Origin of the sequence: Streptomyces sp. NPDC053427 (assembly GCF_044544985.1) — a bacterium.
Classification (GTDB): Bacteria; Actinomycetota; Actinomycetes; order Streptomycetales; family Streptomycetaceae; genus Streptomyces.
This window is the reverse complement of sequence record NZ_JBITYA010000001.1, coordinates 542,042-557,938: the sequence shown is the minus strand read 5'-3', so window position 1 is coordinate 557,938 and position 15,897 is coordinate 542,042. Positions and strand designations below refer to the sequence as shown.

At 69.0% G+C, this 15,897-nt stretch carries 15 protein-coding genes; 9 read left to right on the top strand and 6 right to left on the bottom strand.

The window, feature by feature from the left end; all coding sequences use genetic code 11:
* The first annotated feature begins 78 nt into the window (after window positions 1–78).
* The 3 genes from ACIGWZ_RS02030 (at window position 79) to ACIGWZ_RS02020 (ending at window position 2,532) form a co-directional block, all read left to right on the top strand.
* On the top strand, window positions 79–726 hold the full coding sequence (locus ACIGWZ_RS02030; protein ID WP_400059808.1) for a transglycosylase SLT domain-containing protein: 648 nt from the start codon (window positions 79–81) through the stop codon (window positions 724–726).
* A gap of 312 nt (window positions 727–1,038) precedes the next feature.
* The gene (locus tag ACIGWZ_RS02025; RefSeq protein WP_400059806.1) at window positions 1,039–1,896 is read left to right on the top strand and encodes a lysozyme; all 858 of its coding nucleotides are present in this window, start codon (window positions 1,039–1,041) and stop codon (window positions 1,894–1,896) included.
* Between the two features lie 177 nt (window positions 1,897–2,073).
* Window positions 2,074–2,532: a spore-associated protein A gene (locus tag ACIGWZ_RS02020; protein ID WP_400059804.1), complete on the top strand. Its 459-nt coding sequence runs from the start codon at window positions 2,074–2,076 to the stop codon at window positions 2,530–2,532.
* Window positions 2,533–2,653: 121 nt separating this feature from the next.
* On the opposite strand, the gene ACIGWZ_RS02015 is transcribed toward ACIGWZ_RS02020, so the two are convergent.
* Together ACIGWZ_RS02015 and ACIGWZ_RS02010 are read right to left on the bottom strand one after the other, a co-directional pair.
* The gene (locus ACIGWZ_RS02015) at window positions 2,654–3,043 is read right to left on the bottom strand and encodes a VOC family protein (RefSeq protein ID WP_400059802.1); all 390 of its coding nucleotides are present in this window, start codon (window positions 3,041–3,043) and stop codon (window positions 2,654–2,656) included.
* 107 nt (window positions 3,044–3,150) lie between these two features.
* The gene (locus tag ACIGWZ_RS02010; protein ID WP_400059800.1) at window positions 3,151–4,236 is read right to left on the bottom strand and encodes a LacI family DNA-binding transcriptional regulator; all 1,086 of its coding nucleotides are present in this window, start codon (window positions 4,234–4,236) and stop codon (window positions 3,151–3,153) included.
* 261 nt (window positions 4,237–4,497) lie between these two features.
* Between ACIGWZ_RS02010 and ACIGWZ_RS02005 the strand changes: the two genes are divergently transcribed.
* The 5 genes from ACIGWZ_RS02005 to ACIGWZ_RS01985 all read left to right on the top strand — a co-directional run bounded on the left by ACIGWZ_RS02005 (window position 4,498) and on the right by ACIGWZ_RS01985 (window position 12,166).
* A complete protein-coding gene (locus tag ACIGWZ_RS02005; RefSeq protein ID WP_400059798.1) occupies window positions 4,498–5,790 on the top strand; it encodes an ABC transporter substrate-binding protein in 1,293 nt (430 codons plus the stop codon).
* A gap of 8 nt (window positions 5,791–5,798) precedes the next feature.
* On the top strand, window positions 5,799–6,695 hold the full coding sequence (locus ACIGWZ_RS02000; RefSeq protein ID WP_400059796.1) for a carbohydrate ABC transporter permease: 897 nt from the start codon (window positions 5,799–5,801) through the stop codon (window positions 6,693–6,695).
* On the top strand, window positions 6,692–7,624 hold the full coding sequence (locus tag ACIGWZ_RS01995; RefSeq protein ID WP_400059794.1) for a carbohydrate ABC transporter permease: 933 nt from the start codon (window positions 6,692–6,694) through the stop codon (window positions 7,622–7,624). Before ACIGWZ_RS02000 ends, ACIGWZ_RS01995 begins: the two co-directional genes overlap by 4 nt.
* Before the next feature lie 52 nt (window positions 7,625–7,676).
* Window positions 7,677–8,939, top strand: coding sequence for a glycosyl hydrolase (locus ACIGWZ_RS01990; RefSeq protein WP_400059792.1), 1,263 nt, complete (start codon window positions 7,677–7,679; stop codon window positions 8,937–8,939).
* Window positions 8,940–9,127: 188 nt separating this feature from the next.
* Window positions 9,128–12,166: an alpha-mannosidase gene (locus ACIGWZ_RS01985; protein ID WP_400059790.1), complete on the top strand. Its 3,039-nt coding sequence runs from the start codon at window positions 9,128–9,130 to the stop codon at window positions 12,164–12,166.
* Window positions 12,167–12,169: 3 nt separating this feature from the next.
* On the opposite strand, the gene ACIGWZ_RS01980 is transcribed toward ACIGWZ_RS01985, so the two are convergent.
* The gene (locus ACIGWZ_RS01980) at window positions 12,170–12,454 is read right to left on the bottom strand and encodes a hypothetical protein (protein WP_400059788.1); all 285 of its coding nucleotides are present in this window, start codon (window positions 12,452–12,454) and stop codon (window positions 12,170–12,172) included.
* 192 nt (window positions 12,455–12,646) lie between these two features.
* On the opposite strand from ACIGWZ_RS01980, the gene ACIGWZ_RS01975 reads away from it, so the two are divergent.
* On the top strand, window positions 12,647–12,841 hold the full coding sequence (locus ACIGWZ_RS01975; RefSeq protein WP_400059786.1) for an antitoxin: 195 nt from the start codon (window positions 12,647–12,649) through the stop codon (window positions 12,839–12,841).
* Window positions 12,842–12,985: 144 nt separating this feature from the next.
* On the opposite strand, the gene ACIGWZ_RS01970 is transcribed toward ACIGWZ_RS01975, so the two are convergent.
* From ACIGWZ_RS01970 to ligD, 3 genes are all read right to left on the bottom strand, one after another.
* Window positions 12,986–13,195 carry a cold-shock protein gene (locus ACIGWZ_RS01970; protein ID WP_400059784.1) on the bottom strand — a complete coding sequence of 70 codons (210 nt, stop codon included), beginning with the start codon at window positions 13,193–13,195 and terminating at the stop codon, window positions 12,986–12,988.
* A gap of 409 nt (window positions 13,196–13,604) precedes the next feature.
* Complete coding sequence (locus ACIGWZ_RS01965) at window positions 13,605–14,462, bottom strand: endonuclease I family protein (protein ID WP_400059782.1); 858 nt, start codon at window positions 14,460–14,462, stop codon at window positions 13,605–13,607.
* Between the two features lie 524 nt (window positions 14,463–14,986).
* Window positions 14,987–15,883, bottom strand: a complete 897-nt coding sequence (gene ligD / locus ACIGWZ_RS01960; RefSeq protein ID WP_400059780.1) for a non-homologous end-joining DNA ligase — start codon at window positions 15,881–15,883, stop codon at window positions 14,987–14,989.
* Between the last annotated feature and the right edge of the window lie 14 nt (window positions 15,884–15,897).

Sequence of the window (15,897 nt, the reverse complement as noted above, 5' to 3'; positions counted from 1 at the left end):
AGCGAATAACTCCCGGACTCTCTACGCGCCGTAGAAGGCCGCCTCCCCGTCCCCAGTACCTGGAAGAGGTCACTCCGCATGCTCAGCTTCACCCTGCCCCGCACCGCCCGCATTACCCGCACTCACAAGGTCGCCACCGCCGTTCTGGTCGCCGCCGGCGCCACCACGGCCCTGGCCGTCACCGCCCAGCCCAGCACCGCGCAGCCCACCGCCGCGCACACCGTGGCCGCGGTGAAGCCGGTCAGCGCGAACGGCATGCCGGCCGCGGTGCACGCCAAGGGTGACGCCCCCAAGGCCGAGCACCCCGCGATCGTGTCGGTCGCCGCCCAGGTCAAGGCCAAGGAAGCCCCGAAGCAGGCGCACGCCGCGAAGCGGACCGCTCCGAAGGCCGAGAAGAAGCAGTACGCGAACAACCTGGACGGCTGGATCCGCCAGTCGCTGGACATCATGAAGTCCAAGGGCATACCCGGCTCCTACGACGGTCTGCACCGCAACATCATGCGCGAGTCCAGCGGCAACCCGAACGCCGTCAACGACTGGGACATCAACGCCATCAACGGCATCCCCTCGAAGGGTCTGCTGCAGGTGATCCAGCCCACCTTCGACACGTACCACGTCTCGGGCACCGCCAATAAGCTGACCGACCCGGTCGCCAACATCACCGCCGCTGCCAATTACGCGGCCGACCGCTACGGCTCCATCGACAACGTCAACTCCGCCTACTGAGCCATCGGCAACAACCGGTGATGAGTAGGACACGAGACATCGCGAACAAGCCGACCGGGCGGTCGGCGTAGGCAGTGCGAAGCGGCGGAATGGCGCGTTCGCCGCTGCACCGTGAAGCGGGCCCCGGCATTGCCGGGGCCCGCTTCCTCTTGGGATATGACGGCCGGTCGGGTGAGATGCCCCGGCCGGTCGGTGTATGGATGGCCGGTCGGGCCATAGCTGCGGTCAGTTCAGCGTATGAGTCTTCTTATCGGCAGAATTCTGCTCACATTCCGCCGCACTGACCCAACCGAAGGACTTCGGAGGCACGCGATGCCCTTGCGCAGATCCGGTCCGGCCCGCCGCACACGCCATATCGCGGCCGGAACTTTTGTCTCTCTCCTCTCCGTGCTCGTGCTGCCCCTCGCGCTGCCCGGTACCGCTGGGGCGTCGGACGCGGGAAAGAGACCCGCGCACCCGGAGCAGGACTGGATGGGATCCACCATCGCCGCCCACGAAGGGGGCGACCGGGCCGGCGGCTCCGAGCCACGGGCGACCCGTCCCAACGTGTCCGGTGTGGATGTCTCCAGCCACAACGGCAATGTCGGATGGTCGGCGCTCCGCGAGGCCGGCGTGAAGTTCGCGTACGTCAAGGCCACGGAGGGCACCAGCTACCGGAATCCGTTCTTTCTGCAGCAGTACAAGGGCGCTTACGATGCCCGCCTCATCCACGGCGCGTACCACTTCGCCCTGCCGGACCACTCCACCGGTGCCGCCCAGGCGAACTACTTCGCGGCCCACGGCGGCGCCTGGTCCAAGGACGGCAAGACGCTGCCCGGAGCGCTCGACATGGAGTACAACCCGTACGGATCGACCTGTTACGGCAAGAGCCATCCGGAGATGGTCAGCTGGATCGCGGACTTCGTGAAGGCCTACCGGGCGAAGACCGGGCGCGATGCGGTGATCTACACCTCCACCAACTGGTGGAAGCGGTGCACCGGCAACTCGGCGCAGTTCGGGAACAGCAACCCGCTGTGGATCCCCCGCTACGGCGGCTCGGTCGGCGCACTGCCGGCCGGCTGGAAGTTCCACAGCATCTGGCAGCACACCTCCTCGGGCCCGGGGATCGGCGACCGCAACCGTTTCAACGGCTCGATCACCCGTCTCAAGGTCCTCGCGAACGGCGGCTGATCCCTCAGCTCCCGTCCAACAACGGCCGGTCTCCGATGCCTCGTTCGGCGTCGGGTACCGGCCGTTGTGCCCACCTTGATTCGAACTTCAGGGAGTTGCGTACAACCATCCCGGTACGTCCGGTGTCCAACCCTGCGAAATGACCACGCGACGCATAGACCCGACGGGGGTATTCCTATGAAGCGTTCACGTGCCATCGCAGGATCAGCGGTGCTGGCCGTAGCGGGAATTGCCACGATGGCAACGGCCACCACTGCATCGGCCGCCCCTACGGCCGCAACTGCCGCCGCATACAACGGAGCCTGCGGAAGCGGCTACAGCGTAGTGAATTCCGTACCGGTCACCGGCAAGGGGACCGTATATCTCACGTACAGCGCAAAGACCGGAAAGAACTGTGCTGTGACGGTACGGAACAGTCCCGGTAAGCCCGTGTACATGTACACCTATATCGCGCCGAGCGACGGCAGTTCCGACCCGGTTTACGACAGCGGCCTCTACACCTCGTACGCCGGTCCGGTGTATCTGGCGGCGAAGGGGCTGTGCGTCGACTGGGGCGGCACGATCGAGTCCGTCAGCGTCAGCGTCTCCGGCTCCAACTGCGGCCGGATGGCGGCGGGAGTCGTGACGCACCACTGAGTGCGTGCGGTTCTCCGGGGGGGAGCGGGCCACGGCGGCCCGCTCCCCCTTCTCTTCACCGCGTGCTGATACCGCGCGCAATGATCAGCGGCGGTTGTCGCGAACGGCTACCGGGAACGGCTCATGCCTCGGGATTGCCGTACGGCTGGGTGATGATTTCCATGGCGTGTCCGGCGGGGTCCAGAAAGTACACGCCCCGCCCGCCGTGGTTGTAGTTGATCTCGCCCTCCCGCTCTTGGCGGGGGTCGGCCCAGTACGTGAGGCCGGCCTCCTTGATACGGGCGAACGACGCATCGAATTCCTCTTCCGATACGAGGAAGGCGTAGTGCTGCATCGTGATCGACTCGGGGGCGGCGGTGGCGAAGTCCAGCGTGACGCCATTGCTCGTCTCGACCGGAACGAAGAAGCCCGATTCGGGACCGACCTGCAAATCGAGGATATGCGCCAGGAATTCGGCGGAAGCCCGGTTGTCCCGGGCGGTAATGATGGTGTGGTTCAACTCGACTGACACTGTGGAATGCCTCCAACGGGCATCTCACGGGCACCTCCACGCTTCACCCGGCCGGTGACCAACGCGCGATGCCGTGCGGCAATCTTAAGCACACGCGAGCGACGCCGTCACGGCCCGCCGGTGCTCTCCCGCGCTTCCAGGTGCGGCAGTTCGCCCTGCACGGTGCGCGGCGTCCCGCCGTCGAGGACGGCGAGGAGTTCCTGGGCGGCGAGCCTGCCGAAGCCGGGTGTGTCGCGTACGAGTGCGGTCAGGCGGGGATGGGTGACCCGGCACAGCGCGGAGTCGTCCCAGGCCACGATCGACAGCCTGCCCGGTACGGGGATCCCGCGCTCGGCGGCGACCGAGGCACCGGCCACGGCCATCACATCGTTGTCGTAGATGATCGCCGTGGGGGGCTCGGCCGCGTCGAGGATGCGGCGGGTGGCCTCGGCTCCTTCGGCGTCGGAGTAGTCGGTGGTCACCGAGCGGACGTGCTTTTCGTCGAGGCCCCGCAGATCCGCTTCGGTGCGCAGCGAGCGGATCCGGCGCTCGGTGTGGGCCAGGCCCGGCATGCCGGCCACATGCGCGATACGGCGGTGCCCCAGGGCGTGGAGGTGGTCGAGGACCCGGGCCATGGCCTTGGCGTCGTCGGCCCACACGGTGGAGAGCTGGGGGTGCCCGGCGGCCGGATCCGGGGCGTCGGGTCCCGAGTCGGCGAGGCCGCCGACGACGACCGCGGGGAGGCCGAGCGAGGCGAGCAGCTGCGGCCGCGGGTCCTGGTTGCGCGGGTCGACGACGAGGACGCCGTCCACGCGGCGTTCGGCCCACCAGCGGCGGTAGAGCGCGCATTCGGCGTCGAGGTCCGGCACGACCTGGAAGAGCAGTGCGGTCCGGTGTGTCGAGAACACTTCCTGGATGCCGGAGACGAGTTGGAGGAAGAAGGACTCCACGCCGAGGGTCTGGGCGGGGCGGGCGAGGACCAGGCCCGCGCAGCCCGCGCGGTCGCCGGACAGGGCGCGGGCGGCGCTGTTGGCCTGCCAGCCCAGTTCCTCCGCCACCCGCCGTACCCGGGCGCGGGTGTCCTGGGAGACGCCCGGCCGGTCGTTGAGGGCGAAGGAGACGGCGCTCTCCGACACCCCGGCCCGGCGGGCGATGTCCTTGATCGTGGGCCGTCGTGCCGGTTTGCGGCGGGCGGCCTCACCGGGCGCTGTCATGGCGGGCCCTCCTCGTGCGCTGAACCGCATTAGTCCGGCCAGTCTGATCAGCCGGAAGGGGCCTGTCAAACGATGCGTCGGACCGGTACGGCGAGGCTTTTCGGCCCGTGGGTGTTGACACTCACTAAAACGCATTAGTACGGTCTGCGGCATCGTCCCCTCGAGGCACCTCCGGGCTCCTAGTGCACAGCGCTACTTCTCGATTCTGCTCAGTGATTCGATTTCCGGTCAGGGAAAGTCAGGGCGAAGGGTCGGTCAGCCATGCGTATGTTCCGCCGAAGCGCCGTGGTCAGCGCGGCTCTGATCACCTCGGCGCTTGCACTGACCGCATGTGGGGCGTCGGGCGGATCCGACGGATCCGACAGCGCGTCGGGCAAGGTCGAGGGCCAGGTCACATTCCAGACCTGGAATCTTAAGGCCAATTTCAAGAAATACTTCGAGGGCGTGATCGCGGACTTCGAGAAGAAGTATCCCGACGCCGAAGTGAAATGGATCGACCAGCCGGCCGAGGGGTATCCGGACAAGCTCAGCGCCGATGCGGCGGGCGGTACGCTGCCCGATGTCGTCAACGTGTCGCCCGATCTCGCGTATCCGCTGGCCAAGGCCGGTCTCGCGCTGGACCTGGAGAAGGCCGCCGGGAAGTATCGCGGGGAGTATCTCGACGGGGCGTGGCAGAGCCAGAAGATGCCGGGGATGCCCGGGGTCTACGCCTTTCCCTGGTATCTGAACACCGGGCCGATGTTCTACAACAAGGAACTCTTCCGACGGGCCGGCCTCGATCCGGACAGGCCGCCGAAAACCTATGACCGGCTCTTCTCGGACGCGATGTCGATGGCGAAGAAAAGCGGCCGGAAGATAGCGATGCTGGCGAGTACGCCGTCCATCGAGGATTTCGGTCGCTATGGCGTACGGCTGATGAACACCGAGGGTACCGAGTTCACCTTCAACGAGCCCAAGGGCGTCGAGCTGCTGGAGCATTACAAGGAGCTCTATGCCGCGGGAGCGCTGGACTCGCAGGCGCTCACCGCGCAGGCCTGGTCCGCAGGGCGGAAATTCGAGCAGCAGTCGGTGGCCATGAATCCGGGCAGCGCGCTGGATCTGCAGAATTTCAAAAAGGATGCACCGAGCCTCTACCGGCACATCGGGATCACGGACGCGGTCAACAACACCGGCAGGGCCAATATGTACGTCCAGGGCCTGATGGTGAATGCGCAGAGCAAGGTGAAACCGGCGGCCGTGGCGTTCGCGCATTTCGTCACGGACAAGAAGAACCAGATGGCCTTCGCCAAGCAGGTCACGATCTTCCCGAGCACCAAGGGGTCGCTGGACGATCCGTACTTCACCAAGGAGGACGGCACCGACGCGACCCGGGTGCGGGTGGCCTCGGCCGGATCCCTGAAGAACGCGGTGAACTACACGCCGGTGCCGCTCAGCGATCAGATGAAGACGGTGCTGCGCAATGCGGTCGCCAAGGCGGTGCAGGGCAAGCAGTCCCCGAAGGCGGCGCTGGACGGGGCGGTCGCCGCGTGCAACCGCCTGCTCGCGACGGGCTGAGGCGCGCCGTGACGACCGGACGGCCCCGCGGAATCCGTACGCATCGGCCGGCCGCCCCCTGGCTGTTCCTGGCTCCCGGGCTGCTGATCGTCGCCGCGTTCGGCCTGTATCCGTTCCTGAGCACGGTGGGACATTCCTTCACCGACGCGCGCACGCTCACCGACGGGCAGTTCGTCGGCGGCGCCAACTACCAGGAGCTGATCCATGACGCGATGTTCTGGACGGGGCTGCGCAACAGCCTGCTGTACGTCCTGGGGGTCGTCCCGCTGCTGGTGATCCTGCCGCTGCTGCTGGCTCTGCTCGTACGGCGGCACCTTCCCGGGATCGCGTTCTTCCGGGCCGCGTTCTACACCCCGGTGGTGGCTTCCGTCGTCGTGGTCGGGCTGATCTGGGTGTGGCTGCTGGACGATCGCGGGCTGATCAATGCGCTGCTGGAGGCCCTGGGTTTCGGCCGGGTCGGTTTTCTCAGCGATCCCTGGCTGCTGCTGCTCAGCGCGATGGCCGTCACGGTGTGGAAGGGCCTCGGCTACTACATGATCATTTATCTGGCGGCGCTGGCCAACGTTCCCCGTGAGCTGCATGAGGCGTGCGCGGTCGATGGTGCGGGGGCGGTGCGCCGCTTCCTGACCGTGACGGTGCCCGCGGTGCGGTCGACGATGGTGCTGGTGGGGGCGCTGTCCTCGGTGGGCGCGTTCAAGGTGTTCTCCGAGGTCTATCTGATGGCCGGCCCCACCGGCGGCCCCGGCGGTGAGGACACCACGTTGGTGATGCTCGTGCAGCAGGTCGGTACGGGGCTCAGCGGCCGGGTCGGCTATGCCTCGGCGCTGTCCGTCGTGGTCTTCGTCCTCACGCTCGGCCTGATGCTGCTGGTGCTGCGCGCGAACCGGAAGGGTGACGAGGCATGAGCCCCACGGGCGAGCGGGCAGGCATCCGCCGGCGCGGACGGGAGCGCGGGCAGCGGCGGGAGCGGGAGCGGCGGCGACGCCGCAGGCAGGAGGGCGGCGAGCGGCGGATCCCCGGATGGCAGCTGGCGCTGCGCTACCTGTTGCTGCTGGCCGTACTGGCGCTGACGGTCGGGCCGTTCCTGTGGCAGCTGTCCACCTCTCTCAAGGGGCCCGGCGAGGACATCTACCGCTATCCGCCGAGCCTGGTTCCGCACCGGCCCACCCTCGGCAACTACGCCGGCGTCGCGGACATCATCCCGGTCTGGGACTTCGCGCTGAACTCGCTCAAGGTCGCCGCCGCGAATGTCCTCACCAACTGCGTGGGCGCCGCACTGGCGGGCTATGCACTGGCCCGGTTGCGCTTCCGGGGCCGGGGGACCGCGCTGGTCGTCTTCATCATGGCGATGCTGGTGCCCGTCGAGAGCATCATGATCGCCCAGTTCGTGACGATGCGGGAGCTCCAGCTCAACAACACCTTGATCGGTGTGCTGCTGCCCGGCTGCATCGGCGCGATGAACGTGCTGCTGATGCGCAATGCGTTCGCCGGGCTGCCGTACGAGACGGAGGAGGCCGCGTTCGTCGACGGCGCCAATGCCTGGCAGCGGTTCGTACAGATAGCCCTGCCGTCGGTCAAGGGGACCCTCGCCGTCGTCGCGATCTTCGCCTTCATGGGGGCCTGGGACGACTTCCTGTGGCCGTTGATCGTGCTCAGCGACCAGTCGAAGTTCACCCTGACCATCGGTCTGAACTTTCTGCACGGCACCTTCGCGGACAATCAGCGGCTGGTCGCGGCGGGCACCGTCATCGCCGTCCTCCCACTGATCGTGATGTTCGCCTGTCTGCAGCGTTACTTCTTCCGCGGTGTCGGCGAGGGAGCCGTCAAGGGCTGACCCCGTCGCCGCACTCCCCCGCTGCCGTACTCACAGGAAGCGCAGGACGCCCATGCCCGTGCCGCATACCCACCAGGTGCGCTTCGGCGCCAACTACACGCCCGCGCAAGGGTGGTTCCACCACTGGCTGGACTTCGACCTGGATGCCGTGCGCGCCGATCTCGACTCCCTCGCCGGCCTCGGCCTGGACCATGTCCGGGTCTTCCCGCTCTGGCCGCTCTTCCAGCCCAACCGCACCCTGATCCGGCCGCGCGCCGTGGACCAGCTCGTACAGCTGGCGGACGCCGCCGCCGAACGCGGCCTGGACGTGAGCGTCGACGGACTCCAGGGCCACCTCTCCAGCTTCGACTTCCTGCCCGCCTGGACGCGGACCTGGCACCGCCGCAATCTCTTCACCGACCCCGAGGTCCTGGCCGGCCAGGAGGAGTATCTGCACACGCTCGCGGCCGCCCTCGCCGACCGTCCGCACTTCCTGGGCATGACGCTCGGCAACGAGATCAACCAGTTCTCCGACGGCCCGCATCCGGACCCGGACCGCATCACCGGTGCGCAGGCCGCGGCCTGGCTCGAGCGGATGCTGGCCGCCTGCGAGCGGGGCGCGCCGGGCCGGATGCATCTGCACGCCGCGTACGACGCCGCCTGGTACCGCGACGGGCATCCCTTCACACCCGCCCAGGCCGCCCGGCTCGGCGCCGCGACCGCCGTCCACTCGTGGGTGTTCAACGGCACCGCCCAGCGGCACGGCCCGACCGGCATCGCCACCGAGCAGCACGCCGCGTATCTGATCGAGCTGTCCAAGGCCTGGGCCACCGACCCGCACCGACCCGTATCGCTTCAGGAGGTCGGCGCCCCCGCCCCGCACATCCCCGAGAACCGTGCGGCGCGCTTCACCGAGGCCACCGTCCGCAATGCGCTGGACTGCCCTGACCTGTGGGGCGTCACCTGGTGGTGCTCGCATGACGTCTCGCGGTCGCTGGCGGACTTCCCCGAGCTGGAGTACGGGCTCGGGCTGCTGCGCACCGACCGCACGGTCAAGCCCGCGGGGAAGGCGATCGCCGCGCTGGTGGAGGAGTGGCGCGGCCGGACGCACCGCCCCGCGGTACGGAGCACCGCGCTGGTGGTCGACGTCGGTGGGGCGGCGGACGCGCCGTGCCGCTCGGTGTGCGCACCCGGTGGTGCCGTCTTCGAGGCCTGGGTGAAACTCACCGCGCAAGGCGTCCGGCCGTGTTTGGTGCTCGCCGAACTCGCCGGTGACGGCGCATATCTGACGTCGCGTGGGATCACGGAGGTGTGCACGCCCGACGAGGTCGGTTGAGACCGCGGTCTCCCCCACCCGAGAACTCGAGGCCCCGCAGCCTTGGGTCCCCCGGTGGGGGTCCCCCGGGGCCCCCATCGGAGGACCCACCAGAGGAGCGCCCGTCATGCCCCAGTCCCCGTTCCCGCCGTCCCGGGGCCGTACGCGTCGTACCGGTTCCCCGACCCGACTCTCTACGGAGCAGCCCCATGCATGACGATCGCGCCCTGGTCGAAGCCCGTCTCACGCGTGTGCTGAACGAGCGCATCCGGCCCGCCCTGTACCCGGAATCGGTGCCCTTGGAGGTCTCGGCGTGGGTCGCGCCGGGAACGGTTCCCGTGGCGGAGGGGCTGGCGGCGGCGCGCACCCCGGTGGCCGTCGGCGATGCCTGGGGTGCGCCCTGGGCGACGACCTGGTTCACGGTGCGGGGGCGGGTGCCGCGGGAGTGGGCGGGGCGCACCGTGGAGGCGGTGTTGGACCTGGGGTTCGACGAGCGCATGCCCGGCTTCCAGTGCGAGGCGCTGGTCCATATGCCCGACGGCACCCCGGTGAAGGCCCTCAATCCGCGTAATCAGTGGGTGCGGGTGGGTGCGCCGGTGCGGGGCGGCGAGCGCGTCGAGTGGCATCTGGAGGCCGCGTCCAACCCGGTGATCCTCGACGTCCCGCCCTTCCGGCCCACCCGGTTGGGCGACCCGGAGACGGCCGGCAGCGAGCCGCTGTACCGGCTCGCGCGACTGGATCTGGCGGTGTTCGACACGGCGGTATGGGAGCTGATCCAGGATCTGGAGGTGCTCGGCGAGCTGATGCCGGAGCTGGCGGTGGACAGCCCGCGGCGCTGGGAGGTGCTGCGGGCGGTGGGCCGGGCGCTGGACCTCGTGGACCTTCAGGACGTCAACGGGTCGGCGGAGCGGGCCCGTTCGGCGCTCCGCGAGGTCCTGGCGACGCCCGCGGCGGCGTCCGCGCACCGGATCAGCGCGGTGGGGCATGCGCATATCGACTCGGCGTGGCTGTGGCCGCTGCGGGAGACCGTGCGGAAGGTGGCCCGTACGACGGCGAACATGACGGCCCTGCTGGAGGACGAGCCGGAGTTCGTCTTCGCCATGTCGCAGGCGCAGCAGTACGCCTGGATCAAGGAGCACCGGCCGGAGGTGTACGCCAAGGTCAAGAAGGCGGTGGCGGAGGGGCGGTTCGTACCGGCGGGCGGGATGTGGGTGGAGTCGGACACCAATATGCCGGGGTCGGAGGCGATGGCCCGGCAGTTCGTGCACGGCAAGCGGTTCTTCCTGGAGGAGTTCGGCGTCGAGAACGAGGAGGCGTGGCTGCCGGACACCTTCGGTTTCGCCGCGGGGCTGCCTCAAATCATCAAGGCGGCGGGCTCGAAATGGCTGCTGTCACAGAAGATCTCGTGGAGTCAGATCAATGACTTCCCGCATCACACCTTCCGCTGGGAAGGCATCGACGGCACCCGGATCTTCACCCACTTCCCGCCGGTGGACACCTACAACTGCCAGATGGCGGGCGGCGAAATCGCCCATGCGGCGCGGAACTTCAAGGACAAGGGCGCGGCCCGGCACTCGCTGGCGCCGACCGGCTGGGGCGACGGCGGTGGCGGCACCACCCGCGAGATGATCGCCAAGGCGCGCCGGCTGCGCAGCCTGGACGGTTCGGCAGTGGTGGAGTGGGAGAAGCCCGCCGCCTTCTTCGCCAAAGCGGAGGCGGAATATCCCCAGGCGCCGGTGTGGGTGGGCGAGTTGTATCTGGAGCTGCATCGCGGGACGCTCACCAGCCAGGCGCGGACCAAGCGCGGCAACCGCCGCAGCGAGCAGCTGCTGCGCGAGGCCGAGCTCTGGTCGGCGACCGCGGCCGTCGCCACCTCGCACCCCTATCCGTACGCGGAACTGGACCGCCTCTGGAAGACCGTTCTGCTGCACCAGTTCCATGACATTCTGCCGGGATCGTCCATCGCCTGGGTGCATCGCGAGGCGGAGCGGACCTACGCCGCGGTGGCCGCCGAGCTGGAGGACATCATCGCGGCGGCGCTGGCCGCGCTGGCCGGTGAGGGCGACGCGTGCCTGACGGTGAACTCGGCACCGCACGCGCGCGCCGGGGTCGCCGCCGGGGCCATCGGCAGCGCGGCGGCCGAGGGGCCGGAGGTGCGTGCCGGGGCCCGGCCCGACGGCGGATTCGTCCTCGACAACGGCCTGTTGCGCATAGAGATCGACGACCGCGGGCTGGTCGTGTCCGTCCACGACCGGGCCGCCGACCGCGAGACCCTGGCGCCCGGCAGCGCCGCGAACCTCCTCCAGATCCACCCCGACTTCCCGAACATGTGGGACGCCTGGGACGTGGACTCCTTCTACCGCAATGTCGTCACCGATCTCACCGAGGCGGACGAGGTGACGCTGCGCGAGGTGGCGGCGGAGGCCGCGACGGTACGCGTCGCCCGCTCCTTCGGCGACTCACGCGTCGTACAGGATCTGACCCTGAGGCGCGGCCGGCGACGCCTCGACATCGCCACCGAGGTCGACTGGCACGAGACGGAGAAATTCCTCAAGGCCGCCTTTCCGCTGGACCTCCATGCCGAGCGGTACGCAGCGGAAACCCAGTTCGGACACCTCTACCGGCCCACGCACACCAACACCAGCTGGGAGGCGGCCAAGTTCGAGGCCTGTGCGCACCGTTTCGTCCACGCCGAGGAGCCGGGCTGGGGCGTGGCGCTGGTCAACGACTGCCTCTACGGGCACGACGTCACCCGCACCGTCCGGGACGGCGACGCCCCGGGGACGACCACGACCGTACGGCTCTCCCTGCTGCGTGCCCCGCGCTTCCCCGACCCGGAGACCGACCAGGGCCTGCACCGCTTCCGCTACGCGCTCGCCCCCGGTGCGACCCTCGCCGACGCCGTGCGCGAAGGGCATCGCATCAACCTGCCGGAACGGCGCATCGCCGGCTCGGGCCCCGTACCGCCCCTGATCACGGTCGACAACGACGCCACGGTCGCCACGGCCGTCAAGCTCGCCGACGACGCGAGCGGCGATGTGATCGTGCGCCTCCACGAGGCCCACGGCGGCCGGGCCAGAACCACCCTCAGCACCGCGTTCACCCTGGCCGATGCGCTGACCACGGACCTCCTGGAACGCCCGGCGGACAACGGCCCGGCGGTGGAGTGGCAGGAAAACACCGTCCGCTTGGCGCTGCGGCCGTTCCAGATCGTCACGCTGCGGTTGGTCCGGGCGGACCGGCGCTGACCGTCATCCGGGTTCGGCCGAGCGCGAGCGCGCGTCGGCGCAGGTGTCGCGGCGGGTTTCATGCCGCCGCTCGCGCCCGGATCCGCGCTCGTGGTCCGCGGTGCGGCCCTCGGCGGCGTCATGGCAGGGATCGCCGGCCGGATCCAGGCCCAGCATGTCCATCAGCAGGGACAGATCGTCCGCGTCGCGCGCGCGGCCGGCCAGCGCCTTCCGGGCGAGCCGCCGTTGCTCACGGGACGGCATGCGGCGCGGCGCGGTGTCGTCGGCAGTGCACTGTTCATCGCTCACCGCTGCATTCTCGGCCGGACCGCGGCGGCCTGCCCGTCGAGCGGGCCGATGGGCTGTCGTACCAAATCCCCGGACCGGACTGGCCCGAACGAGTGACCGCGGCGGGTTCGCGCGGTTCTGTCGCGCGGATGCAGATCGCGCGGCAGGGGGTGATGCTGGAGACGTGGGGGATCGTGGTGAGGAGGATGTCCCATGTCCATGTTGGACAAGATCAAACAGATGCTCAAGGGCCATGAATCGCAGACCGGCAAGGGCATCGACAAGGCCGGGGACTTCGTCGACAGCAAGACCCAGGGCAAGTACCAGGGCCAGGTCGACACCGCCCAGGACAAGCTCAGGGAGCAGTACGGCAGACCGGACGACCAGGACCGGCCGCCCCAGTCCTGACCACGACGAGCCGCGCCGTTGCGGACCGGCTCACCGCTCCGTCTCCGTCGCGGGCGTCCCCTCGGGCGCACCCGCAACGTTGGCGCGCCGGCATGCCAGGCGCCCGCTCCCGGTAAGGGGCGGGCGCCTGGCCATGGGCGGGGATCAGACCGCGAGCGGGCGGATCCGCTCCGCCTGGGGGCCCTTGCTGCCCTGGGCGACCTCGAAGGTCACCTTCTGGCCTTCCTGGAGCTCACGAAAGCCCTGGGCGTCGATGTTCGAATAGTGCGCGAATACGTCGGCGCCGCCGCCGTCCTGCGCGATGAATCCGAAACCCTTTTCGGAGTTGAACCACTTCACGGTGCCGCTGGCCATAAAACCTGTCTCCTTCGTCAAAAATCGGGCTCGAATCGGCTTCCGCGACCTGCGGAACCCGGAGGTGATCGCCCTGGTCCGGAGACGCACTGCACACAGCAAGAACGCCCGTGAATGCGACACGGGCGTCCGGCACTTCGGAACCACGACAGCTGATCAGGACGCTACACCGAGCGGCGCCCATACGCCCGCAATGCCCGCCCCAATGGGGGCCGGAATGTCCGCCCGGGACAGCGGGGCGGCGCGGCGGGGCGGTTGATTACCGGCCAGGTAGCACCTCGCGGAGCGGCGGCTGAGGTCCTTGCCGCCGATGACCCCGGCCGGGCGCCGGTCGGCCTACGCCGTACGGTGCGGCGGCCGGGGTCGCGGGTGATTCAGGGGTGCCCCGGGCGTGCCTCGGGAGTGCGGCCTACCAGATCTCGTCGACCCACTCCGGGTGGTCGATGAACGGGTTCCGGTTGTGCTGGTACTTGTCGAATATCACCTGGTTGCGGTGCTGTTCGAAGGCGGACGGCGGGTCCTGGTCGCTCCACTGCTTCAGTACGGCGATCCGTCCGATGTTCGGCGCGGAGCCGTTGTCCACCTTGTCGTTGGGCTCCAGGTCGGGGAACCCGTCGCCGCCGTCGTAGCGGACGGCCATGTAGAGGATCATCCGCGCGACATCGCCCTTGTCGGCGTCCCGGGGCTCGAAGGAATCGCCGTCGGTGTAATTGCCCGGCGCCTCACCGACCTCCGAGCCGCCGTTGTCGAAGTCCTTGTTGCCGCGGGTGCTGTTGACGGACACATCCGCCGGGCGGAGGTGATGAATGTCGGTGCCGGGGCCGGTGGCCGTACCGAAATCGCCGTGGGACTTCGCCCAGACGTGCTCGCGATTCCAGTCGTCCGGATTGCCGCCGCTGGAGTTCTTGCTCTCCGAGGTGCCGGAATACAGCAGAATGACGTTCGCGCTGTTGGCCGGGTCCTCGTCGGTTTCCTTGAGGGCGTCCCAGACCTGGGAATAACTCAGCTTTCCGGTCTGGGTGCTGCTGATGATCTGGTGCAGCGAATTCTTGAGTTCCTGCCCGGTCTTCCCTATCGCGTCCTTGTAGTACGTGTCGTCGTAGCGCGTGACGTCGCGCACGGATATGGATCTGCCGTGCGCCGCCGCACCGGTCGCCGTACCGGCCGTGGCGGTGGACGGGATCTGCAGGGCCACCGCCGCCAGTGCGGTTCCGGCGGCCACCGACAGCGCGATGCGGCCGCGACGCGTCAAGCGGGTGTTGTCCACGGATGGTGTCCTCTCCCCGAAATGTGGCACCGAGCCGCGAAATGTGGGGGCACGGCCGGCACCGGCCGTTGGGTATACGGCCGCAGGAAGCTTTCCATCGCGGCATTCACCACAGTGTGAACGCAGGGCGAGGGTTATGTGATCACTCCGTGGCGAACAGGCAACTGGGCCCATGGTGCGCCAAAGACGGCAAGCCGGTGAATTGCCCATGCGTCACCAGGAAACGGCGTGGGGATACGGCGCCAAGAGAGTTGGTATGGCGTACCGTCAGAATACGTTCCGTATGGGCGCTGTGACGAAACGTCATAGGAATAAGCCGTCAGAAATGCGCCGGGCCGCCGCCTGCCCCTGCCGCCTGCCGCAACGGGCACGCCCCCGCAGGCATCGGCTACCGTCCGGCCGACCGCGCCGAACCTTCCCCTGGCGTCAGGGACTTGGCCGAGGAGAAAGAAGAACCCCTGGAGGAGGATCTGCGGGAGGAGGGAGCGGGCGAAGCGGACTTCATGACGCGGTGCGGCGCACGGTCACATCGGGCCACTCGGGAGCGGGCAGGCGGAGGCGGGATCGAGGAGCGGGGCGAGCAGATCGCCGTGGCGAGCGAGGCGGGGCGCGATGTCGTCGAAGAGGAAGGCGAGTTGGCCGGGTTCGGTGCAGGCGGCGATCTCGTCCCAGGTGACCGGGGCGGAGACGGTGGGGGTCGCGCGGGCGCGCAGGGTGTAGGCGACCGCGGTGGTCTTGGCGGCGGCGTTCTGGGAGAAGTCGATGAAGACCTTGCCGGGCCGCAGCGCCTTGGCCATCTTGTGGACGACGAGGTCCGGGAGGGCCGCCTGCGCCTCGACGGCGAGGCGCTTGGCGTAGGCCGTGGTCCGTTCCGATGACGTCGGCTCGATGGGCACGAGGAGATGCAGGCCCTTGGCACCGCTCGTCTTGGCGTGGACGGTGAGGCCGTCGGCGGCCAGCCGGTCGTGCAGCCAGGCAGCCGCGGCGCAGCATTCCACGATGGTGGCCGGGCCCCCGGGGTCGAGGTCGAGGACGAGGCGGTCGGCCGAGCCCGGTGCCCCGCTGGCCCATTGGGGTGCGTGCAGCTCGACGACCAGGTTGGCGGCCCAGACCAGCGAGGGGAGGTCCTGCACCAGGACCTGGCGGGTGGGCCCGGACGTCGTATGCGGGACTTCGCAGGTCTGCACCCAGGCGGGCGCGCCGGGCGGCACGTTCTTCGTGAAGAAGCGCTGGCCGTCGGGCCCATCGGGATAGCGGAGGAAGGAGAGCGGCCGGTCGTGGAGGTGTGCGAGGAGCGGTTCCGCGGTGAGGGTGCAGTAGTGCACCAGCTCGCCCTTGGTCGTGCCGGTCTCGGGATAGATGACCTTGTCCAGGTTGGTCAGCGAGAGGCGCCGCCCCTCCACGACTGTGATCGGCGACATAGGATGAGAATCCC